The sequence below is a fragment of the Luteibaculum oceani genome, assembly GCF_007995015.1.
In the GTDB taxonomy this organism is placed as follows: Bacteria; Bacteroidota; Bacteroidia; order Flavobacteriales_D; family Luteibaculaceae; genus Luteibaculum; species Luteibaculum oceani.
Genome location: NZ_VORB01000008.1, coordinates 14,233 through 39,124 on the forward strand (window position 1 = coordinate 14,233; position 24,892 = coordinate 39,124).

At 40.2% G+C, this 24,892-nt stretch carries 15 protein-coding genes; 11 read left to right on the forward strand and 4 right to left on the reverse strand.

The genetic code is table 11. The annotated features are described in order from the left end of the window. A complete protein-coding gene (locus FRX97_RS09220; protein WP_147014923.1) occupies positions 1-597 on the reverse strand; it encodes a 3'-5' exonuclease in 597 nt (198 codons plus the stop codon). Positions 598-680: 83 nt separating this feature from the next. Here FRX97_RS09220 and rfbC point away from each other — a divergent pair, with 83 nt between their 5' ends. Genes rfbC through FRX97_RS09255 form a run of 7 tightly spaced genes read left to right on the forward strand, consistent with a single transcriptional unit; the run spans position 681 to position 10,593 of the window. Continuing rightward, positions 681-1,229 carry a dTDP-4-dehydrorhamnose 3,5-epimerase gene (gene rfbC / locus FRX97_RS09225; protein ID WP_147014924.1) on the forward strand — a complete coding sequence of 183 codons (549 nt, stop codon included), beginning with the start codon at positions 681-683 and terminating at the stop codon, positions 1,227-1,229. Positions 1,230-1,235: 6 nt separating this feature from the next. Next, positions 1,236-2,216 carry a lytic transglycosylase domain-containing protein gene (locus FRX97_RS09230; RefSeq protein ID WP_147014925.1) on the forward strand — a complete coding sequence of 327 codons (981 nt, stop codon included), beginning with the start codon at positions 1,236-1,238 and terminating at the stop codon, positions 2,214-2,216. A gap of 25 nt (positions 2,217-2,241) precedes the next feature. After that, positions 2,242-5,064 (forward strand): excinuclease ABC subunit UvrA, encoded by a 2,823-nt coding sequence (gene uvrA / locus FRX97_RS09235; RefSeq protein WP_147015032.1) that lies wholly within the window; start codon positions 2,242-2,244, stop codon positions 5,062-5,064. After that, positions 5,065-5,787, forward strand: coding sequence for an LOG family protein (locus FRX97_RS09240; protein ID WP_147014926.1), 723 nt, complete (start codon positions 5,065-5,067; stop codon positions 5,785-5,787). Then, positions 5,787-6,716: a PKD domain-containing protein gene (locus FRX97_RS09245; protein WP_147014927.1), complete on the forward strand. Its 930-nt coding sequence runs from the start codon at positions 5,787-5,789 to the stop codon at positions 6,714-6,716. Before FRX97_RS09240 ends, FRX97_RS09245 begins: the two co-directional genes overlap by 1 nt. A gap of 23 nt (positions 6,717-6,739) precedes the next feature. Beyond that, positions 6,740-7,681: a hypothetical protein gene (locus tag FRX97_RS09250; protein WP_147014928.1), complete on the forward strand. Its 942-nt coding sequence runs from the start codon at positions 6,740-6,742 to the stop codon at positions 7,679-7,681. Next, positions 7,681-10,593, forward strand: a complete 2,913-nt coding sequence (locus FRX97_RS09255) for a sensor histidine kinase (protein WP_147014929.1) — start codon at positions 7,681-7,683, stop codon at positions 10,591-10,593. The genes FRX97_RS09250 and FRX97_RS09255 overlap by 1 nt, the downstream gene beginning before the upstream one ends. On the opposite strand, the gene FRX97_RS09260 is transcribed toward FRX97_RS09255, so the two are convergent. Then, positions 10,553-10,921 (reverse strand): response regulator, encoded by a 369-nt coding sequence (locus FRX97_RS09260; RefSeq protein WP_147014930.1) that lies wholly within the window; start codon positions 10,919-10,921, stop codon positions 10,553-10,555. The two genes, FRX97_RS09255 and FRX97_RS09260, sit on opposite strands and share 41 nt — an antisense overlap. A gap of 174 nt (positions 10,922-11,095) precedes the next feature. On the opposite strand from FRX97_RS09260, the gene FRX97_RS09265 reads away from it, so the two are divergent. After that, on the forward strand, positions 11,096-12,700 hold the full coding sequence (locus tag FRX97_RS09265) for a S41 family peptidase (RefSeq protein WP_147014931.1): 1,605 nt from the start codon (positions 11,096-11,098) through the stop codon (positions 12,698-12,700). A gap of 54 nt (positions 12,701-12,754) precedes the next feature. After that, positions 12,755-13,276, forward strand: coding sequence for a DUF1573 domain-containing protein (locus tag FRX97_RS09270; protein ID WP_147014932.1), 522 nt, complete (start codon positions 12,755-12,757; stop codon positions 13,274-13,276). Positions 13,277-13,345: 69 nt separating this feature from the next. On the opposite strand, the gene FRX97_RS09275 is transcribed toward FRX97_RS09270, so the two are convergent. Next, complete coding sequence (locus FRX97_RS09275) at positions 13,346-13,585, reverse strand: 4a-hydroxytetrahydrobiopterin dehydratase (RefSeq protein ID WP_147014933.1); 240 nt, start codon at positions 13,583-13,585, stop codon at positions 13,346-13,348. Between the two features lie 24 nt (positions 13,586-13,609). Further along, on the reverse strand, positions 13,610-15,763 hold the full coding sequence (locus FRX97_RS09280; RefSeq protein WP_223266602.1) for a S46 family peptidase: 2,154 nt from the start codon (positions 15,761-15,763) through the stop codon (positions 13,610-13,612). Between the two features lie 106 nt (positions 15,764-15,869). On the opposite strand from FRX97_RS09280, the gene FRX97_RS09285 reads away from it, so the two are divergent. Together FRX97_RS09285 and FRX97_RS09290 are read left to right on the forward strand one after the other, a co-directional pair. Beyond that, a complete protein-coding gene (locus FRX97_RS09285; protein WP_191284423.1) occupies positions 15,870-23,798 on the forward strand; it encodes a DUF7948 domain-containing protein in 7,929 nt (2,642 codons plus the stop codon). Continuing rightward, a complete protein-coding gene (locus tag FRX97_RS09290; protein ID WP_147014936.1) occupies positions 23,798-24,814 on the forward strand; it encodes a PorP/SprF family type IX secretion system membrane protein in 1,017 nt (338 codons plus the stop codon). Before FRX97_RS09285 ends, FRX97_RS09290 begins: the two co-directional genes overlap by 1 nt. Positions 24,815-24,892 lie beyond the last annotated feature (78 nt).

Sequence of the window (24,892 nt, forward strand, 5' to 3'; positions counted from 1 at the left end):
TTACAGTGTCAATAATTTAAAATAAATCCCCCTGCAAATCCATGCATCTGTTGCGGCATAAATCATTTGAGGCTCCGAAAGTTCATCAGCTTCCCAATTCGAGACTTGCTGACGTTTAGAAATTCTAATTCCTAAGAGCAGGGCGGATAGTTTTTTAGCTCCAATACTCACAAAACCCTTTTTCATGGCCAACTCATTCAGGTCGATCACACATTCGGGTTTTGCATCAATTTTAAGTTTGCGAATTTCACGCCAATCGTCGGCCAAGCTAATTCCAACCATCGTGCCGTGATAATTCCGCATCATGCTTGCGAGTTTTTCTGGGATCCCACCAATTTTATTCAAACGAACCAAATAAACGGCATGAGGCGTTGCAAATTGAAAAAGCGCCAACTTATTCACCTGCCCCTTTTTAAAACTAGGTTTAGATTCGGTATCAAACCCAATTACATCATAATTAGCGAATATATCCTCCTTGTAAAATTCCCGTAAACCCTCCTGGTTATCCACTAAAACAATCTCCCCCCGATAGTGATCGAGAGGGTAATTTTGGATTTCATCCTTTTGAATTTCGTAGAGCTGTTGGGTTTTTTCCATTGCGTTTACTAAAGTAATATTATGTTTGACCTCATTGTAGTTTCTTGAGGTGTTTTGCACCTTTGCACCTAAATTTTATCGAATTGGAAATAATAGAAACGGGGTTTAATAACCTCCTCCTAATAAAACCTCAAGTTTTTGGCGACCAGCGCGGGTATTTTCTAGAATCTTTTAATGAAAAGAAGTTCAAAGCCCTTACTGGATTGGATGTAACTTTTGTGCAAGATAACGAATCCTTAAGCCAAGCCAATGTAGTAAGAGGGCTTCATTATCAAAATCCACCTTTTGCGCAAGATAAGTTGGTTCGCGTAGTAAACGGATCGGTTTTAGACGTGGTTGTTGACCTAAGAAAATCTGAACCCACCTATGGAAAATCGTATGCAGTAGAGCTCAACGAAGAGAACAAATGGCAGCTATACGTACCTAAGGGGTTTGCACATGGTTTTGCAACATTACAAGACGATACCAGGTTCCTATACAAGTGTTCTGAATTCTATGCTCCAGAATCGGAAGATTGCATTTTATGGAATGATCCTGCATTTAACATTGATTGGCGAGTAAGCTCCCCCATCCTCTCAGATAAAGATAAAAAAGGCCGTAATTTTGAGGGTTTCATTTCCCCATTTGAATAATATTATATGAAGTTTTTGATACGACTATTAAGCGTAACAGTTATAATCGCTCTCGGATGGTCTGGAGTGTACCTTTTCACCTATTCCAATAGCAAAGAGGGAGATGAAGTAATTCATCAAAACAATTTTAAGCAGGACTATAAAATCTACTCACTGGCTACCCCAAAAAAGCTGGATTTTTGTGGAGAAACTGTTCCCCTAAAACTTATTGATGTTAAAGAGAAACTAGATAGAGAACTTTTGGTAAACACCTACTGGCAAAGCCAAACCATGCTTTTCTTGAAAAGATCGCATCGCTACTTCCCCATTATTGAGCAGGTTTTAAAATCTAACGGTGTACCAGAAGACTTTAAATATCTCGCCTTGATTGAAAGTGGATTGGAGCATGTTGTTTCTCCAGCTGGAGCCACAGGTTTTTGGCAAATCATGAAAGCAACCGGAAAAGATTACGGTTTAGAAATCAATGATGATGTAGACGAGCGCTACAACCTTGTAAAATCGACAGAATTTGCTTGTAAATACCTAAAAGATGCCTACGCTAAATTCGGATCTTGGACCATGGCAGCTGCTTCATACAACATGGGTATTAATGGATTAGAGCGCAGCCTTGAAAAACAAAAGGTAAACAACTACTACGATTTGCTGTTAAACACAGAAACCGGAAGATACCTCTTTAGAATTCTTGCGGTAAAACAAATTATGGAACACCCTAACGATTATGGATTTAACTTTTTAGATCAACATCTATACCCTCAGCTGGCTACCAAAGACACGGTAATTACCCAGCCCATTAGCGACTTAGCTGTATTTGCTGCAGAAAAGAGGATAAACTATAAAATCCTGAAAAGCTTAAACCCTTGGCTTAGAAGCAATAACCTTCCGGTTAGTGCCGGAAAATCGTATACCCTAAAACTTCCTACTGAAAAGGACAACACATTAAAACCTTTTAAACTAGGAGAATTTGAAGCCAACGACTCGTTAAACTAAGATCCAAATTAGCCAGGTGGAAGAAATATTTAGCGCTGAATCTGAAATTGATATAGTTGGAGCTAAAGAGCACAACCTAAAAAACATAAGCCTAAAGTTACCCCGAAACAAATTGGTGGTGATAACGGGATTAAGCGGCTCTGGTAAATCTTCCTTAGCCTTCGACACCCTCTATGCCGAGGGCCAAAGGCGCTACATAGAAACCTTCTCTTCTTATGCCCGCCAATTTATTGGAAACCTCGAGCGACCTCAGGTTGACCAAATAACGGGTTTGAGTCCGGTAATCTCCATTGAACAAAAAACGGTAAGTAAAAACCCCAGGTCTACGGTTGGAACCATTACCGAGCTTTACGATTTTCTAAGATTGCTTTTTGCTCGAACCTCAACCGCCATTTCACACAAAACTGGGGAGAAAATGGTGCGCTACAGCGAGCAGCAAATTTTAGCTTTAATCTTAGATCAGCTCAAAGGAAAAAAAGTAGATTTTTTGGCTCCCGTGGTTCAAGGACGAAAAGGGCATTACCGCGAATTACTTGAGTCCTACAGAAAAAAAGGATTTGTTAAGGCCAGAATAGATGGGGAACTCCACGATTTAAACGAAACCAAATCGCTAGACCGATTTAAGATTCACGATGTAGACATCGTAATCGATAGGCTTAAGGTGGATGAAAAATTTGAAAAGCGAATTAAAGATGCGGTTAGCGAATGCTTTAAGCAAGGTAAAGGCATCCTAAAAATTTGGAATCACGATACCGATTCTGGACATTTTTATTCGAAAAAGCTCATGTGTCCTACCACGGGTATCGCATACCCAGACCCAGAACCCAATACTTTTTCATTTAACTCACCTTACGGATACTGTTCATCTTGTAAGGGGTTGGGAATTGCAGAGGTTGCGGACCAAGGTAAAATGCTTAATCCAGATTTAAGTATAAGTAAGGGCGGATTACTTCCGCTGGGAAACAGCAAAAGCTCCTGGGTATTTAAACAAGTAAAAGCTATAGTAGAAGGAAAGGGTGAAGAACTGAGCACGCCTATTAAAGACCTTCCTAAAACCCTTTTAAACACCCTATTTCAGGGCACCGACGAAAAGGTAGAAATTTCCAGTAATAGTGGTGTTAAGTCGTATAAAACGGAATTCGAGGGGATAGAGAACTTCGTGGTTCGACAATATCAAGAAACGGATAATCCAGCAATTAAAAGGTGGGCCCGAGGGTTCTTAAAACCCATTAAATGCCCTAGCTGCGAAGGAAAAAAATTAAAAAAGGTATCTCTTCATTTTAAGATTGACGACAAGGATATATCCGAAGTCGTGCAAATGGATTTAAACCATCTGGATGAATGGCTTAAAAGCTTACCAAAAAAGCTTGATGATAAAACCCTGACCATAGGTGGTGAGATTTTAGCTGAAATCCAAAAGCGTTTGGGATTCCTACTAGACGTTGGCTTGGGATACCTTACCCTGGATAGAAGCTCCAAATCTTTAAGTGGTGGCGAAGCCCAGCGCATTCGACTTGCCACCCAAATAGGCACCCAACTTGTTGGTGTCTTATACATTCTAGACGAACCCAGTATTGGGTTACACCAGCGAGATAATAAGAAATTAATCGAAAGTCTAAAGCAGCTCCGCGACTTGGGAAATACCGTTTTGGTGGTAGAGCACGATAAAGAAACCATGGAAGCTGCAGATCATATAGTAGATATTGGTCCTAAAGCTGGGGTACATGGAGGAAAAGTAGTGGCACAGGGAACTTTTGAAGAAATTATTAAAGCCAACACCCTTACATCCAGCTACTTAAACGGAAACCTAAAAATTGATACCCCTAAAATTCTACGTGAGGGAAATGGGAAAAAATTAGAGCTTTTTGGAGCTTCGGGACATAATCTAAAGGATGTAAATCTGAGCATACCATTGGGTAAACTGGTGGTGGTTAGCGGCGTTTCTGGAAGTGGTAAATCGAGCTTAATAAACCAAACACTATACCCTGCACTGCACAACCACTTTTTTAAAACCAACCACGATGTACTTCCCCATAAAAAGATCAAGGGCATTAAAAACATCGACAAGGTTATAGATATCGATCAATCGCCTATTGGAAGAACACCGAGATCTAACCCGGCTACCTATACCAAAGTCTTTGACGAGATAAGAAAACTGTTTGCCGAAATTCCCGAGGCCAAAATAAGGGGCTACAAAGCGGGGCGATTTAGTTTTAACACCAAAGGAGGTAGATGCGAAACCTGTGAAGGTGGAGGAATCCGAAAAATTGAAATGAACTTCCTTCCCGATGTGTTCGTAAACTGCGAAACCTGTCAGGGTAAACGTTATGACCGGGAAACTTTAGAAATAAGATATAAGGGGCATAGCATCTCCGACATACTGGATATGACCATTAACCGGGCTTGCGAGTTTTTTGAACATCAACCTAGAATTGCAAGAAAAATTCAAACACTGGTAGATGTAGGGCTGGGCTACTTAACTCTGGGCCAACAGAGTACTACCCTTTCTGGAGGAGAAGCCCAACGGATAAAACTGGCAAGTGAACTGAGTAAAAAAAGCACCGGAAATACCCTCTATATTTTAGATGAACCCACTACCGGGTTGCACTTTGAGGATATTAGATTACTGATTTCGGTAATAAATAGATTGGTAGACCAAGGAAATTCCGTTATTGTAATAGAACATAATTTGGATATCATTAAGGTCGCCGATCATATTATTGATATGGGTCCTGAGGGCGGATTTGCTGGAGGAACAATAGTTGCAGAAGGAACTCCCAAGGAAATTTTAAAATCTAAAAAATCAGTTACGGCACCTTTTTTGAAGGAAGAATATAAAAACCACTAAATGGCAGAAGAAAAATCAGATAAAAGGGATAGAATTATAGAGGCTTTTGAAAAGAAATCGTGGAATGATATTAAAACCAACGATAGTTGGGCGATTTTTAAAATCATGGCCGAGTTTGTAGATGGCTTTGAGAAAATGGCCAAAATTTCTCCATCTGTCTCCATTTTTGGTTCTGCCAGAACACAGCCCGACAACCCTTACTACAAGTTAGCTGAGGATATCGCTTACCGATTAACTCAAAAAGGATATGGGGTAATTACTGGTGGTGGTCCAGGTATCATGGAAGCTGGAAACAAGGGTGCTAACAAGGGAAAAGGCACAAGTGTAGGCTTGAATATTGAACTTCCGTTCGAGCAAGAACACAACCCTTTTATTGATAGCGATAAGAATTTAAATTTCGACTATTTCTTTGTTCGCAAAGTAATGTTCGTAAAATACAGCCAGGGGTTTATCGTACTCCCAGGTGGATTTGGTACGCTAGATGAACTCTTTGAGGCTATGACACTCATCCAAACTCATAAAATAGGGAAGTTCCCAATTATTTTAGTGGGTAAAGATTACTGGAAAGGGCTAATCGATTGGATTAAAGACACCATGTTAGCTAAAGAAAGTAATATTAGCCGTGAGGATTTAGACTTGTTCCAGTTGGTTGATACGGCAGAGGAAGCCGTGCAACGCATCGACGATTTCTACAATTCATATCTACATACTCCCAACTTCTAATGAGGCTGGCACTTTCCATATTGTTGTTTTTAAGCATATCTGTGTCTTATGCACAGTATGAAAAGCTTCTAATTCAGGGCGACAAAAGCTTTGAAAAAATGGAACTTAACGGTGCCCTCTTGAAATATTTAAAGGCCTACGAAGATACTGCCACTCAATTGGTAGTTAAAAAACTAGCAAGTACCTACTACCTTCTTGGAGAATGGGAAAAAGCCGAGGAGTGGTATTTTAGGGTGTTTACCTATACCACCCAAACACCACAAGACTATCTAGATTACATTACTTGTTTGGCGTACCTAAAAAAGGAAGCAAAAGCATTGGAATTTCTGGGTTATTTGAAGGAATACTTTCCAGATTATAAAATTCCAGATGCTTTTGAATTTTGGTTAAATCAAAGATTTTACGCCCCCTGCATCCCCGATAAAACCAAGGATGCTAAAATAAGCTACTGTGTGGATATAGATATCTCGCGTAGTGTGGATACCCTCAACAAAAAGGTGAAATTTTATTGGGAATTCGACGATGGCACCAAACAGGCGGGATTGCGATTTAAAAAGTGTTTTAAAACACCCGGAAATCACAAGATTAAATTAACCTCGGTAGACAGCTCCCTCGGGCATGCAAGAACTTCGGACACTACTTTAACCGTTTCTTTTATAGAGGAGGCCAACTTTAGAGTAAATGGAAACCACACGGTGGGTGATCTGGTGAATTTTTATGCCTTTAACCTAAAAGAACACCCCGATTATTACGCCATGGCATGGGAAATAAGCGATGGTACCCTGCACTTTAAAGAAGCCTTTGTTCATCGGTTTTACCGTCCCGCTACCTTTAAAATTACCCTCCATATTTTTGGAAAAAACAGTAATGAAGAAATTTATCAAATCGCTTGTTTAACACAGAATTGGTCCATAAAACGAGGAAGCTAGTACTACTTTTATTCCTTGGTAGTATGTTTCAACTTGCTTCGGGTCAGGTAATGCCTGCCAGTGGGGAAAATATTGACTTTCTGAGCACTTTTGGAGCACAAGCCGATCCACAATGGGGAGATGACGACCATATCCAAATTGTATTTTTTCTAATACCAAAGACCTATAAACGTCCGATTTATTTAAGAATTTTCGACCCAGAATGTGGAGGGCAGCACGATTTACTTACCGAGGTGCCGTGGAATACAAAAACAAACTTCTCGGTATATGGCGGGGCAAAAGCTTACAGCGAAAAAGATGCCCAACAATACAACCCAGGTCCCAATTACCGATCTGGAAACTTAATTATTTCAGTAGATTTTTCCGACAAACCATACGACAACGAATGGTACACTTTAGGTCCGTTTAACCCTGCAGAAGGAGAATACAACAAGGCATTGGATGGGTTTATTTTCAAGGTAATTGTAGAAGGAACCGAAGGAAACGATGGTAATGTTTACCGATTGGCATTAAGTACCGTTCCAAAAAACAATATCCCCATTCCTGGAGGAAATGCCTTTACGTACAACTACACCTTCCGACTAAAAAACAGCCGCACCCAAGTAGCTCACTTATACCCTTATATCGATAATTCCGTAATCTCTATTAAGCAGTTTAACTTCGATTTTGATAGCGAAGGTGAGATAAAGCTTTATTCGGTAGCCAAAAACGGACATGTGTTAGTATCCTCAGGAGATAAAGAATTAAGCACTTCAGAACATAAGGTGGATGAAATAGAACGTGGTAAATCCATGGACATCCAGATTGCCAAAAACCAGGATAGAGTAAACGATATGACCTTCTATATCCTAAACCAGTACAACCAAGCAATTCCTTTTTTTGCCATCCCTATTGGTGGAATTCCGAAATACAATTTTAATATTGATATCAAATACGACTATATCAATAAAAACAAAAGCTATTAGTGTTTAGGCTGTTTGGAATATTTTTTCTGCTGTTATTTGTCCACCCAGGGTTTGGACAAGAAATTCCATTCTACAAAGTAAGCGAGGAGAAAATAAATGGCGAAAGCTTTATTTATGATATAGAAGTTGACGAGCATCAAGTCACCTGGATGGCTTCGTCCGAAGGCCTTTACCGGATAACTATAAATACAGACTCGCTTTACCAGTACCCAGAAAACTCGGAGTGGAGCAGTTTTGCCACAGCGCTATTTTACGACCATAAAAACCACGTACTTATTGTCGGTTTTTTTGATGGAACCCTTTCCAAGCTGTCGGAAGACAAATTACTTCCCCCGTTTGCCCTCAAATCTGGTAAAATAGACCGAATTGTAGCCTTCTCGAATCGCTACTACGTTGTTGCCGGCCGGGAATTAATCGAACTCACCAAGACCAAGGAGTTTTCCATAACCAACCGATTCACCTTTAACGGTAACATCAAGGACCTATTAATTCGCAACGACGAGTTCTATTTGCTTACCGACAAAGGGATTCACAAAAAAGATGGTGCCCATTTCCCCCTCATTAAAGAAGTAGATGCCTTATGTTTTGCTTCGGATAGGGCGAAAACCTACCTTTTTGGGAGGAAAGAACTTTTCCAACTAGAGGATAAGCGCCTAATCAGCCTTGGTAAAATAAACTACCCTGCGGGATTAAACAGCCTAAGTAACGCCACCTTTTACTCCGAATTTAATCAGTTTTATTTTGCAAGTAACCTCGGATTGTTATCCTACAGTACTCTTGAAAAAAACCATTTTATTTCCCCTGTTTTAGGGCGGATTAACAATTTGGGAGCGAGTATTAATGCACTCCATAAAAATAAAAACACCCTTTGGTTAGGTACTTTTGGAGAGGGAGCCTGGTTCGCCAGACCCACCCTGTCACCCATTTGGTTTAAGGAGTACTCCAATTTCCAGGGAGATAGTAGCCTTTGGGTCGCAGAAAATGAAACTGGAGTTGCAGTGGTTGGCAATGGATCCATACTAGGAAATTTAAGAGGGCAGAATCGCCGTATCACTGGCTTTATCAAGTACCTTGGCGAGGATAGATTTCTGTCTAGTAGAAATGGTAAACTAGTTTTAGAAAACGGTAAAAGCAGTATAAGCTTTCCTATAAAACATGGTTCCAGCAAAATTCTGGATGCATGTATTTGGGAAAACTCTCTGGTTGTTTCCCATGAGTTCAACGGGGTAATCATCTATCCTCTGGAAGCCAACAATCAACCCAAAACCTACAACACCTCTAATGGTCTGTTGCATAACGATATTATTCAGGTAATTCCGGAGGGAAATCAGCTTTGGATGCTGAGTAGAGAATCGGGAATTTTTCGCTTAAATAAAGATGGAAGCTTTTCTTATTTCACATTAAACGAAGGCCTACCCTCTCTAGAAAATACCGCAATAACACTATACGAAAACGACTTATGGATTTCCTCAGAAGGAGGCGGATTATCGTACATAAACAGCAACGATGAGGTAATCTCAATTAACGAAAACGAGGGTAAAATTGAATATCTATATGGTATTGGGACCCATAAGGGCTACCTAATTACCTATTCAAGAGACCGCATTTCAGTTTTTGGAAATGAGTCCAAAAAAACCATCGCCCTACCTCCTTATGCTGAAAATGTGGTGCCAAACGAGGGACCAGTTGCCTCTCTGCCATCTGGGATAGGGATTAAAGGGTTTGGAGGTGCACTTTTTATACCCGAATCTCAAATTTCTAGTGGAGATCTTGAAAGTTCCGGTGTGGCGATACAAAGTATTCAATCCAACATAAGTGGAAAATTTAAAAACAATGCCCTACTTAAAAACGGGAAACACGAGGTAGAGATTAAGTTGGATCTAAAGAGTTCTAACCCTTTGCTAAATCCCCAGGAAATTGAATACCAATTAACGGGATATCATTTAAGATGGCAAAGTTTAAACCAAAATAAAATTATCCTTCCCTCGGTGCGCTTCGGGAAATATGCACTTAAGGTCAGATTAAAGGGAGAAGAACAAACGCTTTACACCTTTACAATTGCGGAACCCATTTGGCGGAACCCCATTTTTATAGGGATAATATTTACCCTTATCCTCATTATTTACCTGCTGATTTTACGCTGGAGAACTTACAGATTAAAAAAGCGAAATGAGGAACTCGAAGAAATTGTAAAGGCGAGAACTAAAGATTTAGCAAAGCGCAACGAGGAACTGCAGCAGTTTACCTACGCCATCAGTCACGATCTTAAAAACCCCGCAGCCAATATCAAAGAATTGGTAATTGCTTGTCAGGAAGATTTTCCAGAAATAAACGATGAGTTAGACTTTTATCTTGGGCAAATTGGTAAGGCAAGCAGCAAGCTATATCAAAACCTACTCGACTTACTAGAGGTATTGAAGCATGCCAATTCAGGAGAGTTACCAACCGAATCGGTAGATATCAAAACGGTTATTGAAAATATCGAGGATAAAATTTCCAACATGCTTCAGAGCTCTGGTGGTAAGGTAGCCTTGAATCTACAGCACTTTAAGACCTTAGAATACAATAAAGCAAACCTGGAAAGCATACTTTACAACCTTGTTTCTAATGGTATTAAATACCGAGATTTAAGTCGTCCACCGTTGGTTCAGGTGTCCACTTTTGAAACCGACAAGCACCTTGGAATTATAGTAAAGGATAATGGATTGGGAATGGATCTAGAGCGGCACAAGGAAAACCTCTTTGGGCTCTTTCAACGTTTTCACGATCATGTTGAGGGATCTGGTGTTGGACTATACCTAGTTAATGCTATGGTAGAAAAAAATGGTGGATTTATTGAACTAGACAGTACACCTGGACAAGGATCTACGTTTAGGTTGCATTTGGTTCCAAAAGCTCCTGAAGGTAACTAGCCTTTAGTGGCTTTTCTGAAAAGTGAGTTACACCCAAATCCTTTAACACCGTTTTCTTGTCCATGCTTGCCGACCCTAGCATTGCTAATACGGTGTAATCGTGCATTAAATTGTTTTCTTTTAAGAACTCCACCACTTGGATGCCATTTAAAACTGGCATGTTGATGTCTAAAACGATCAAACCGGAAGAAACCTCCTTTAATTGATCCAATAATTGTTGACCATTTTCACAAAATACTCCCTCTACCCCCAACTTTCTGGCAATGCGTTTGTACAGAAAAAGAGTAACCTCATCATCGTCTACAAAAAATACTTTGTGATCGGTCATTATTAGAAAGCTTTAGACAAACTTAAACTTTAAGATATACCATTTCAAATCGAGCTCTATAACCTTTCAACAATTTTTATGACGACTTGTGGTTAAAAATCCTTGCTTAACCATAATTAACAGGGCTTTAGGTACTAAATTGCGTTTCTTTAATCACAAAGTGATTTTCCAAATATGCTTAAGAAATTATTATCTGTAATCGTCATCTCTACACTATCTGCATTGAGTGTGTTCGCTCAAACCAATGCCGATTTAGAGATGCAGTTTAAAAAATTCAACACCCTTCTTTATCAGCTAGATAGAAACTATGTGGATACTGTAAATCTGGAAAAAGTAGTGGAGAAATCCATTAGGGAAATGCTTCAGGAGCTTGACCCCCACTCGGTTTACATTCCAGAGAAGGAATTGAAAAAAATGAATGAACCCTTGGAAGGGAATTTCGAAGGAATAGGAATACAGTTCAATATTCTAAAAGATACAATTACTGTGGTAAGTCCCATACCTGGTGGACCTTCAGAAAAACTAGGCATCCGCGCCAGCGACAAAATCATAAAAATTGAAGATGAGGTGGTTGCGGGAATTGGTGTTACCAACTCAATGGTAATCGAGCGCTTACGTGGAAAAAAGGGAACCATTGTAAATGTTTCCATTAAAAGACGTGGGGAAAATGAGCTTTTAGATTATGCCATTGAGCGCGACAAAATTCCAATATTCTCAGTGGATGCATCCTACATGGGTGATGATGAAACTGGTTATATTAAAATCAATCGCTTTGCTGCCCAAACGGCTGATGAATTTAGAGAAGCAGTTACCAAACTAAAAGCTCAGGGAATGAAGAACTTAATCTTAGATCTTCAGGGCAACGGTGGAGGTTACTTAAGAGCAGCCGTAGATATAGCAGACGAATTAATCGACGGGAACAAACTACTTGTTTATACGCAAGGGAGAACGCAACCCAAGCAGGATCTATTAGCCGGCCAGCCTGGTTTATTCGAAACTGGTAAACTAGTGGTTCTTGTGGATGAAGGTTCGGCCTCGGCTTCGGAAATTGTTTCTGGTGCAGTTCAAGATTGGGATAGAGGACTGATAGTAGGAAGGAGAACATTTGGAAAGGGATTGGTTCAAAAACCTTTTATGTTACCCGACGGTAGTGCGGTAAGAATGACCGTATCAAGATACTACACGCCAAGCGGAAGATGCATCCAGAAACCCTACAAAGATGGAATTGAGCAATACTACAGAGAGCGTTTCGAAAGATATACTAGCGGCGAAATGTTTTCACTAGACTCTATTGAACTTCCAGATTCTTTAAAATTTCAAACGGCAAACAATAGAACCGTTTATGGTGGAGGTGGAATTCTCCCCGACGTGTTTGTACCCTTTGATACTTCAGAGAGTTCATCGTACTTCTCTGCCATGGTGAGAAAGGGAATTATAAACGACTACGCTTTGGAGTATTCGGATGGAAATAGAAGAAAATTAAAGAAGCAGTTTCCCGACATGGTGGCCTTTAAAGCTGGGTTTAATGTAAATGAGGAAATGATGAACGAGATGATCAAACAGGCTGAGAAAGCAAAAATAGAGTTTGTAGAAACCGACTTCATCAAATCTAAAAACATCATCGAAACAAGATTTAAAGCCTTGTTAGCCAGATCTTTATACGAAAGCGAAGCCTTTTACTACATCATTAACGACCTCAATGAATCATACCAAAAGGCTTTGAAAGTATTACAAGATGGCACGTATTCTAAAATGAAGTTAGCACAAAATAAGAACTAGAATTGAAGCTAATTTTTAATTTCGCCAACGAAAAAAAGTAAACAACATAACACCATGAACAAAGAGAACATCAAAATCGGTCTATTGGCAATTATCGCATTGGTATTGGTAGTAGATACTTTTGTTATGGATGATGAAGGAGGATCCTACCAGCAATCTACTTCCCAGCCAAAGAGTAACTTAGTTGCTAACAACCCCAACCTTCCAACTAGTAATTTGGTAAACCCTCCGGTTGAAGAGGAGCCAGAAAGCAATCTTCCAACAACGGTTATGAGCTTTGGCGAAATGACTCACGATTTCGGTACTATTAAGCAAGACACCGAAAACAAGAAGATTTTCACCTTTACCAACACAGGTTCTGAGCCATTAGTAATCTCTAATGCAGTTGGATCTTGTGGTTGTACTGTTCCTGCTTATCCAAAAGAGCCAATCGCTCCGGGTGAAACAGGAGAAATTGAGGTAGTTTACAAGCCTGGAAAACAGAAAGGTCAGCAAAGCAAAACTGTTACCATTACTGCCAACACTGAGCCAAAAACAACTCGTTTATCAATCTCTGCAAACGTAGAAGAAGTTTAAGAGATAACTTTATAAAACAAAAAGCCCCACGCTTTAGCGTGGGGCTTTTTGTTTTAAAGCTTTTACTATTTATTCTTTCGGAAGAACATGATCTAGTTCTTCAGCCAGCTTCCAATCCTTTTCAGTAACAATATTTCCCGCATCGTGCGTAGTTAAACTCAAGGTTACCTTGTTATATACATTAATGATTTCTGGATGGTGATTATGCTTTTCTGCAATGATTCCAACCTGAACGATGGAAGCCAAGGCTTCAGAAAAATTCTTGTAAACAATTACGCGCTCTAATCTATTGTTGCTCTCTTGCCACATATATCTTGTTACTTTTTATTTCGATTAATTATTCTTCGAACTTATTAAATCCATCTCCTCTATCAAATGATTAGCGTTTGCATATTTATCAACAACAAACAGTACATAACGAATATCAACCGCTATGTTTCTACAAATAGAAGGGTCGAACATAATATCACTCATAGTAGATTCCCAGCTTCTATCGAAGTTTAAACCTATTAATTCGCCCTTTCCATTAATCACAGGACTTCCAGAATTCCCACCAGAAGTATGATTACTCGACGTAAAACAAACGACCAATTCACCGTTTTCGTTCGCATATTGACCGTAATCTTTGTCCTTAGCAAGACTTAACATTTTCTCAGGCAAATCGAATTCCTTATCTCCTGGAATATACTTAGCAATTAATCCGTCCATGGTTGTTTGTGGATCATAAATCACACCGTCCTTTGGTTGTGATCCCTCTACTTTCCCGTAACTCAAACGAAGGGTTGAATTAGCGTCTGGCCAGTGATCAATTTCTGGGAATAACTCTAAAATCCCCTGAACATAAGTTTTCATTAATTCCTCATGCGCAGCGTTGGCCACTTGGTAACTTGGAGCAATCTTGCTAAAATAAGTACCATACAATTCCTTCATGGCTAGGTACACAGGGTCTTTAGACAACTTCTTTAATCCAACTGCACCACCAGCATTTAATATTTTCCTTAACTCATCAGGCTGGGTAAACAAGGTTTTTGCATACATTTTATCCACCCACTCATTAATATTTCCATTGCGCTTTACTTCTAATAAGGTTTCGCTCAAATAAGCTTCGTCCATGTATTTAAAATAAACCGGTAGTTGAGCTTTTAAAATATCCATATCCACCTGGGCGTTGTAATCCTTGAAAAAAGCATCAATTCCATTTACCTTTTTTTGCTTGGCATTAAACAATGTGGTATCAGCTGCCTTAGATGCATACAAATCCATGATTTGATTAAAGCCATATGCGTACTTGAAAATTTCGGCTCCAACGTATACCAACTCAATAAAATTGGCTCGAGCAAGGGTAATATCTCCCCTGTTTTTCTGATTTTCTATTAACTGATCTAAAGCCGCAGCATATTCAGTTTTACCCTTTTGCTTTGCTCTTTCACGGTAGTCAGCTTCGAACCCCAATTTTTTATCTATGGCATTAAACATGATTAGCCCTCTATTCTGACCGCGCCATTTCTTCCAAGCATTTGAAATAGAAGATTGCTTTGCTGCATATTGGATTTTAATTTTTGCGTCGCTTTCACGAGCCTCGTTAATAACCTCCAAACTAGCATCGCGCATAGATATACGTGCTGGGTTAATGGTTTCTACAATGTGCTTTACCTCCTCAGAACTTAAGAAGTGTTCTGTTCTACCTGGGAATCCATAAACCATGGCAAACTCACCGTCATCGGAACCTTTTAAGGAAATCGGAAGGTGCTTTTTAGGCTTAAATGGAACATTATCCTCGCTATATGCCGCCGGTTCGTTGTTCTTGTTAGCGTAAATTCTAAAAAGCGAAAAATCGCCCGTATGTCTTGGCCAAACCCAGTTATCTGTGTCTCCACCATATTTCCCGATAGACGAAGGTGGAGCTCCAACTAAACGAACATCGTTATATGTTTTGGTTTTGATTAAAAAGTATTGATTTCCGTAGTAGAAAGCCCTAACAAAACCATCCATTCCATTTTCGCCTTTTACCGCCTTATTAATCTCAGCGATGTTTCGTCGAATTACTGGTTCTGGATTTTTCAGAGTATCCGTTCCTTGAAGCACCTTTTCGGTAACATCCTCAATGGAAACAATAAAGGTGACAAACAGATCTGGATTACTTAATTCCTGCCCTTTATTTTTTGCCCAAAATCCATGTTCTAAGTAATCGTTTTCTACGGAGCTATGCGATTGAATGGCACCATATCCACAGTGATGATTGGTTAAAACCAATCCTTGATCCGAGATGATTTCTCCAGTACAAAAGCCACCAAAATGTACAATTGCATCCTTTAGTGAGGATTGGTTGATGCTATAAATATCCTCGGCAGATAATTTCAATCCCAGGGTTTTCATTTCCGACTCGTTCAGAGCCTTTAATAACGAGGGAATCCACATCCCTTCATGAGCGATTATTCTCAAGGAAATTGAGAATAAAAATCCAAAAAGAATTAAGCTTTTCTTCATCATATATTTTAATAAACTATTTGTAATTTGCCTCTTTAGCAACGGATGGATGAACCAACCGTCTTTTATTAAAACCCAACCGTTGTATCCCAGCTGGAGCACGAAGATGAATAAAATTTTACCTGAAGCGAAATTCTTTTTTATTGGCCTGCTTTTATTTGTGGTGAACGGTGCTCTAGCGCAGTGGTCGTTTCAAGAAAACAAAGGACAGCACCCCGACCACGTTGCTTTTCATGCTAAAATACCCGGAGGAGATTTCTACGTTGAAAATCAAGCATTTACTTTCGATTTCCACTTAATAGATAGCGCTAAAGTGGATGGGGACCACGGTCATGCTCACATTCATGGGGATCCACCCAGTAGAAAATTTGCTTACAAAATTCTTTTTCAGAATGCAGATGGAAATGATATCATCCCCTATTCTGCCCCTCTAGAAACCAGATTCAACTACCTGAAGGGAAATAATCCAGAAAACTGGGCATCCAATGTTAGGGCCTTTCCCGAAATCGCATATAAAGACCTATATCCTGGAATAGATATCGTACTACGCGGACGAGACAATGAGTTGAAATACGACTTTGTTATTGCCCCAGGGGCGCACCCAGAAAGAATTAAAATGAAAATCGATGGGTTTGATGGATTAAAGATCATTGACAATAAAATCCACCTTAACCACCCCGAAATAAACATCGTAGAAAACATCCCTCTCTCCTATCAAATTATAGATGGAGATACAGTTCAGGTTAAGGTAAACTACACCCTTTCGAAAGAGGGTCTGGGCTTTGTGGTGGAACGCTACCTTCCAGAATACCCTTTGATCATCGATCCACAGCTAATCTTTTCTACGTTTTCCGGTTCCTTTTCGGACAATTTCGGATTCACCGCCACCTACGATAATGAAGGTTTTTTATATGGTGGAGGAAATGTGTACGGAACACAGTACCCAACTACCACAGGCGCCTACGATCTAACTTTTAATAATGGTGATTTCGACATGGCCATTACAAAGTTTGATACCACTGGAACAAAACTTATATACAGCACCTACATAGGAGGAAATGACAACGAACAACCCCATAGTATAGTCGCCAATGAATTTGGAGAGTTATTCATTATGGGAACCTCTGGATCGGCAAACTATCCCACCACGGCTTCAGCATACAGCTCTGTATTTCGAGGGGGGCCAGCAACCAGAACGGCAACCGGGGTAAGTTATCCTTCGGGATTAGACATTGTAATTAGTAAACTTTCGGCCGACGGCTCACAGTTATTAGCTTCAACCTATCTCGGTGGAACTGAAAACGATGGATTTAATGGACGGAGACAAAATTCAGGTACTGGAAGTAACCTTTTTCCTCTTACCTACAACTTCGCCGATGAATTTAGAGGTGAGATAGACATAAATGCAGACGGAGAGGTTTACATTGCCTCCTGTACATTTAGCACCGATTTCCCTAAGGCAGGCACCCCATTACAGAGTAATTTTACAACGGGTACAGGTTCGGAGGGAATCATTTCCATTTTTAACGACGATTTAAGTGTTTTAAAGTACTCAACTTTCATAGGAGGAACGGGGTTTGACGCTTTACACTCCATTGCAATTAGAGAAAATGATGTGCTTTTTGCTGGGGGGAGTTCTAGTCCCACTTTCGCATTTCCTGCATCCGCTTTTACCTTTCAGCAAAATAATGGTGGAGGTAGAAGTGATGGTTTCTTCGGCTCCTTTGATCCCAATACTGGGACCCTAAATTTTATTTCCTTTATCGGGCGCGGTGAATATGATCAAACCTATTTTATTGAAACCGATAAAGAAGATTTCATTTACCTTTTTGGACAAACCGAGGAAACAAGCAACTATTTTTCCACTGGAAACCCAGGTTATATAGACCCAGCTGGTGGATTATTTGTAACCAAGTTTAGTTCCGACGGAAAAAATCTCCTTTTAAGCTCCACCATTGGGCAAGGAGCTGGACAACCAAGAATTTCACCCACAGCATTTTTAATAGACAACTGCCAACGGATTTACATTTCTGGTTGGGGCTCGAGTATCGTTTCTGGTTCCTCAAAAGACACCCGATTTTTACCAGTCACTCCAGACGCCTTCGACGGTGTTTCAGAAGATGGAGAAGACCAATATCTCGCCGTTTTCGCCCCCGATATGGCATCTATGGTTTATGCAACCTATTTAGGTGATCCAAATGCACAGGAACATGTTGATGGTGGAACAAGCCGTTTTGATAAAAAAGGAATCGTTTATCAGGCGGTTTGTGCAGGTTGTGGGGGAAGATCTGACTTCCCAACAACCCCAGATGCCCACAGTACAACCAACAACGGAAGAAGACCCAATGGCTCTGAAACAGGTTGTAACCTTGCCGTTTTTAAATTTGACTTGGAACCACCTTTGGTTACTGCAGATTTTAGTATTCCCAGTCCAGCTTGTCAACCCTCTGCCACCTTTACCTTTAGCAATTTATCTAGCCCTGCTAACGAGTATAAATGGGATTTTGGAGATGGAAATACCTCCACTGACAAAAATCCTACCCATACGTATGCAGAACCTGGCGAATACACAGTAACCCTTGTCGCCAACAAACCCGATGCTTGTAATATTTCGGATACCGTAAAAAAAACGTTCCCTTTTGTTTTTGGGGGGACATTTGAAATAAAAGATACTGCCATCTGTAAAGGAGCTTCCTTAGAAATTGGTCCCAATCTAAATGGACTAGAATTCAGTTCGTATAGCTGGGAGAATAACTCAGATATCGGCGACCCCAACGAGCTCAATCCTACCGTAACTCCAAGCACCAATCAAACTTATGTTCTTAACGGAGTTATAGAAAGTTGCGACGTACGCTATGAATACAACGTAAGCGTTGAACAATTTGAGCCCAACTTAAGTAACGACACCACTATTTGCGGTGATAACCAATCCCTATTGCTGCAGGCAAATACCGGCAATGGAATTATCAATAGCATTGCCTGGAGTTTACTGCGAGATTTCCTGCCAGTATTGAGTAATGATTTTAATTACAACCATCCAGTTACTGGAGATGAATTATTATTTGCAAAATGGGAAAGTGACCTTTGTACTTACATCGACTCCATCCAGATAGAAAACGTTAGCATCTCCTTACCAGAGGACACCGTTTATTGTGATGAAACCACCTTGACGTTGACCTTAGATTTTGATGCAAAGATTCAATCCTACAAGTGGTCCTCCAACAAAAACTTTACGGATCAATTAAACAGTAATAACCTGGATAGAGATATTGAGGTCGCGCCCAATGAAACCACCACTTACTTCTACCGAGTAATAACCGAAGACTGTATTTTAACCGACAGTGTGGAGGTATCTCCTATTGCCTTTGCTCCATTGAACGACACCATCGTTTGTTTGGGGAATTTATTAGAACTGGGATTTATGGTCCCCGACAATTTTGACTTCACTTGGGAAGATCACCCCGACATTGCGGATAACAAAGACCCAAACCCTCAAATATTCCCTACACAAAACACAACTTATAGACTAACAATAGATGCTGGAAATGGATGTATTCTAGAACGCGAGTTAAATGTTACTGTTGAAGATTTAAGGTATGATCTAACCCCTGACACGCTTATATGTGACCGAGAAAATGCATTGATTTTAGACGTTGTTGCCGTTTTAGCACAGGTAGAATTTACATGGAGCGACAAGAGAGATCTTTCCAACAAATTAAACACCGGAAATAATTCCAGCATTGCTGTTCAGCCCGATCAAGGAAAATACGTTTACTACATTGAATTAAAATCCACAGCTTGTCAGGCACTTGATAGTGTTACCGTATTTGTTCACGAACCGGTAATCCAGAATTTGGAAGATATCTGTCAGGACTCCGACTCCCTAGAATTAATTAGTGACGGGCTTGGTAGAATAGACAATTTTGAATGGAGCAAGGATAGAAACTTCGCGGTTTTAGAAAATGAAGATCCACAGGATTCCACCATCTTGGTTAAACCAGAAATTGAAACCTGGTTCTATATCCGTACATCAACAGCTTATTGCCAATATGTTGACAGTGTATTGGTAAGGCCATTTAATTACACTTTAAGTCCGGACACCCTTTTATGTGAGCCCTCTGGAAACATCGTTTTAAGTGCATCGGGTTCCAGGCCCAATACTAAATACTTTTGGAGCGAAAACTTGAATTTCGATCCCGTTTTAAATGGACAAGCGGAGGGATCCATCACGGTACCACCGTCCCCAGAAACCAAATATTATTACATAAATCTCAAAAATGGTATTTGTAGCGATACCGATAGTGTTGCCCTTGTAGTACATGAACCCATAGAACCCACCAACATTGTCAATTGCTACTTCAGAGATAGCCTAGAATTAATATCAGATGGTTTAGGCTTCATAAGTTCTTTTCAATGGAGTAGCGCCAGTAATTTTAGCGATACCCTAAACCAAACGGTGTTAGATTCCATTGTAAAAGTATCGCCAAGGACCAATACCACCTACTACCTGAGAACTAAAACGGATTACTGCACCTACATCGATTCCGTTTTAGTGGAACCTTTTATCATAGAGGTTAGCCCCGACACACTGGTTTGTGACCTAAACACACCAGTGACCTTTTCGGCGTCAGGAAATTTTGCGAACACCAATATATCATGGAGCGATAAAGAAGATTTTTCCAACATTCTTAATCCCGGTGGAAATCCAGAAATAACAGTTATTTCTGGCGATCAAACGGATCCTTATTACGTTCGATTGCAAAGCAGAGGATGTGATGTAATAGACAGTTCACGAGTATTGATACACGACCCAATTGACGCGGATGAGCAGGTAATTTGTAACGAAATTGATTCTCTCGAACTCATCTCAAATGGTTACGGTAAAATTCAAAGCTTCCTCTTTAGTAAATTCAGAGATTTCTCCGACACACTAAATGATGGACCACTAGATTCTACTGCCATTGTAAACCCTCCAATTAGCTCCTGGTATTACATTAAAACCCACTCGGAATTTTGTAGTTACATCGATAGTGTTTTTGTAAAGAGACTTATTCCTGCCCCCATAAAAGACACTTTGGTTTGCGATCCAAATCAGCCTATTATACTTACCGCGGATGGTAATGGTGTCACCCTAAAGTTCACTTGGGATACCCTAAGAGATTTTAGCTCCAACCCTCCTCTCCTTCCCGACCCCGACGATTCGTCTATTACGGTTTTACCCGATGCGAGCACGCGCTACTATATTAAACTCGCAGCCATTAATTGCAACTATTTTGATAGTGTTGATGTATACCGGATTAATACGGGATTCGAACTAGATACCATACCCTATTGCCCAGAAGATGGGTTTCCAGTTACGGCGGTTAACGATGGATTGGGTAATGCCTTTACCTGGTCTACAAATAGAAATTTCACAGATACTTTAGCTACCGATTCAACGTTCCTAATCAGCGCCGATACTGCCGGTAAATACTATATAAGAATTGAAACCGATTATTGCGAAGTGATCGATAGTGTCTCGGTAAGCCCCTTTGTTCTATCGGAGTTAAAAGATAGCGTGTTGTGTGATGGGGCGAGCATTTTGTTAGGTTACGATCAGGTACCATTTTCTGATTTGGTTTACAAATGGGATGACCACCCTGATATAACAGATCCAACCGAGAAAAATCCTTTGGTTACACCAACCTCTGGAACCCATACCTATTGGTTAACAGTAAGTAAACCTGGTTTAAATTGTGATGTAAGGGTTAGTCAAACCATTACGGTTTCCAGTTTATTAGACTCCATTTCTCCATCGCAAATTGTATGCGACACCAGTTTAACCACAGTTCTTAATGGATACAGCTTAATATCCAACAATGAAATTTTTACTTGGAGTGACAAGTCTGATTTTAGTAATGTGCTAAATCAGAATAACGAATCCTTTATATCGGTTAAACCTACGCAAAGCACCACCTACTACTTTAAAATTGAAAATGCCGAGTGCAGTGCGGAAGACTCTGTACGATTATTTATTATAAACCCCATAGAGGTTAGCGACACCCTACTTTGTAATAACATAGATAGTGTTGACCTTACAATAAATGGTTTTGGGTTAATAGAAGAATTTCAATGGGCCTGGAATAGAAATTTTAATCCTCTGCTGAAAAGTTCATCCATTGATTCCAGCATTTCCATCCTACCCCAAAAAACTTCGTGGATATACTTTAGAGGTTTAACCCCATTTTGTGAGGTTATCGACAGCTTAGAAATTAGAAAGTTCAATAATGCTTTAGTAGCCGACACCTTAGTTTGTGATACCAGTTTGCCTACCATATTAACCGCTACGGGAGATGGTCCTGGCACTATATTTACTTGGGACACCTTAGCAGATTTCTCGAGTAATCCCCCCCTACCCACTATAGGGAGTGGTGAAAGTATTAGTGTAAAGCCGAAAAAGACAACCAAATACTTTGTGCGGGTAAATACAAAGTACTGTACCTATGAAGATAGTACCACCGTGTTTGTGTTGGATAACCAACTCCCAGACGACACCCTGATAATTTGTCAGTTCGGCTCTCCATACACGCTTATTGCTAATACAGGTGGATTCGCTAACTCTGTTTACTGGTCGGAGAATAGAAACTTTAACCCCATTTTAAAATCGGATTCTATTTTCTTGGTGACCCCGGATACCTTAACAACCTACTACATCCAAATAAATGCAAGAAGTTGTCAATTTATAGATTCAGTTTCTCTAAGTCCTTTCGAATTACCCAACCTTCCAGATTTCGACATTTGTCCCGGGGATCAAGTCACTTTGGGACCTAAAGATCCAAGTTTATATATCCATAGTACCTATAGATGGAGACTTGATGCGCCCATAACCCCTGCGGATGAATTTAATCCCAATCCAGTTATTGCACCAGACACCACAACGATTTACAAACTGTTTTATGCGCAAAAGAATTGTAACACCGAAATGTTACAAACAGTGCGAGTTGCATACGGTGGAAATATTTTAGCCTATCCCGATCCCTATGCTGTTTGCGATAGATCTCAGCCTATTAATTTAATTGCAAATGGGCATGGAAGTATAGACCGATGGGAATGGTCAGAAAATCCCAGCTTCACACCTCTTCTAAACAACAGTTTACAGGACTCCACCGTTGAATATTTCCTGAATAATACCAGTCAAACTCTTTATCTAAGGGCATCAAGCGATGCGGGTTGTGATTTCGAGGAAACGATAAATCTTGTAGACGTTGGGCCTGACCCGGCCATTACTGCAAAAAGTCCTTTCTGTCTTGGAGATACCTTAACACTAGAAGTAGATCCAAGTAGCTACAGCATAGCACCTCAAGAAATCAGGTGGTCGCCAAGTCAATATATTGTTGATTTTCCACCCGTTGGTGCATCTGTTTTAGCTAAACCCCTTGAATCGACAACCATTACGGCCGTATTTACGTTTAGCTCGGGATGTATTCGTCAGGTAAGTCAGAAGATTAATCCTGCACCTATTTATTCTTATCAGCCTAATATAAAGGTTGTAGATACCATTGTGTTTACATCCCTTCCATTTACGGTTATCAATACCAACCCAAGCGCCTTTAAAACGAAATGGGTCCCCACTGGATTAGATGGCGATCCTTTTACCATAGATCAGCGCTACATTGCCGATCGCGATTTCAAGTTTATCGTACTGGAAACAACAGATGGAGTTTGTACCCGTAACGACACATTAGATTTAACTCATTACTACCGCGACTTAATTTGTGGACCACCCAATATATTCGTTCCAAACGCATTCTCACCCAATGGAGATGGCGAAAACGATAGATTTAGAGTGCGTGGTAGGTTCATAGAAAAAATGTTATTCCGCGTTTACGATCGGTGGGGCCAAATGGTCTTTGAAAGTAGAGACCAGAAAATTAGCTGGGATGGGACCTTTAGGGATGAACCCCTAAATCCAGCGGTTTACGTTTATTACCTAGAGGCCACCTGTACAGGAGGCATGAAATATTTTACTAAAGGAAATGTTACCTTAATCCGCTAATGAGAATAATCGGTTACATATTATCAACCGCTTTTATGTTGGCTAGCTTCGTTGGAGCTGGACAGGATTTACATTTTTCTCATTTCGATAAAAACCCGCTTTACATAAATCCCGCAATGGCTGGGAAATTTAACGGTAAGTACAAGCTCATGAGCATTGCTCGAAACCAATGGAACACCGTTACTGTACCCTACCGAAGCTTTGGAGCCATGGCAGAATTCTCTCAAATTGTGGACGGTTCTCCTATTGGATCGGCTTTTTCTCTCTACCGAGATGTGGCAGGAGACAGTAGGTTTACCACTACAAAATTAGATGTGGGTTTAAGTTATTCGGTAAGTGTAAACTACAACCGAACTAGCGTTGTTGCCTTTGGATTGCAGGCAGGTATGCATCACTACGGACTAGATTACAGTCAACTTAGTTGGGATAACCAATACGATAACGACAGTGGATTTAATCCTGGTTTACCCTCTAGGGAATCTACCGAGTTTCAAAGCATTTTTGCACCATCGGCTAGTGCTGGAGTAGCATTCATTAAACAAAGGGGGCGTTACACTTTTATAGGAGGAGTAGGAGCTTATAACCTGTTGCGCGGAAATCTTAGTTTTAGCAGAATTGGGGTTGAAGAGGTGAAACAAAACATCCGCCTTAATTACTATGGAAGTATGGAAATACTCTCAGGAAAATTCGTTTTCGTTCCTACCCTACTCCGCACTCAAAGCTCGGTGTTGCACGAAAGTATTGTTGGCTTTAAAACCAGATACCAACCCGATGCCTATCTACCCGAATTAAGTTTGGGAGTTATGTACCGTTGGAAAGACGCTTTTGTGTTAACCACTGGAGCTGCTTATGGACCTTGGGAAGCTGGATTTAGTTTTGATATTAACACCAGCAATTTAGTTCGGGCTAGCAATGGCTACGGAGCTGTTGAATTTTTTATTTCCTACGTTGGACAGTCAACCAAAAGAGCTGTTAAACGTAAAAATAGATTCCAAGTCTGTCCAACCTATATTTAATGACTCATTCTCGGTTGTATAAATTGCGTAATAGCACGGAAAAACTATTTTCGAATAGTAATTTTAAATTGTTACAAC

Coding starts and splice junctions, on each gene's coding strand:
- FRX97_RS09220 (WP_147014923.1), bottom strand. CDS start 597: ATGGAAAAAACCCAACAGCTCTACGAAATTCAAAAGGATGAAATCCAA.
- FRX97_RS09250 (WP_147014928.1), top strand. CDS start 6,740: ATGTTTCAACTTGCTTCGGGTCAGGTAATGCCTGCCAGTGGGGAAAAT.
- FRX97_RS09280 (WP_223266602.1), bottom strand. CDS start 15,763: ATGAAGAAAAGCTTAATTCTTTTTGGATTTTTATTCTCAATTTCCTTG.
- FRX97_RS09260 (WP_147014930.1), bottom strand. CDS start 10,921: ATGACCGATCACAAAGTATTTTTTGTAGACGATGATGAGGTTACTCTT.
- FRX97_RS09290 (WP_147014936.1), top strand. CDS start 23,798: ATGAGAATAATCGGTTACATATTATCAACCGCTTTTATGTTGGCTAGC.
- FRX97_RS09245 (WP_147014927.1), top strand. CDS start 5,787: ATGAGGCTGGCACTTTCCATATTGTTGTTTTTAAGCATATCTGTGTCT.
- FRX97_RS09265 (WP_147014931.1), top strand. CDS start 11,096: ATGCTTAAGAAATTATTATCTGTAATCGTCATCTCTACACTATCTGCA.
- FRX97_RS09275 (WP_147014933.1), bottom strand. CDS start 13,585: ATGTGGCAAGAGAGCAACAATAGATTAGAGCGCGTAATTGTTTACAAG.
- FRX97_RS09230 (WP_147014925.1), top strand. CDS start 1,236: ATGAAGTTTTTGATACGACTATTAAGCGTAACAGTTATAATCGCTCTC.
- FRX97_RS09240 (WP_147014926.1), top strand. CDS start 5,065: ATGGCAGAAGAAAAATCAGATAAAAGGGATAGAATTATAGAGGCTTTT.
- FRX97_RS09285 (WP_191284423.1), top strand. CDS start 15,870: ATGAATAAAATTTTACCTGAAGCGAAATTCTTTTTTATTGGCCTGCTT.
- FRX97_RS09270 (WP_147014932.1), top strand. CDS start 12,755: ATGAACAAAGAGAACATCAAAATCGGTCTATTGGCAATTATCGCATTG.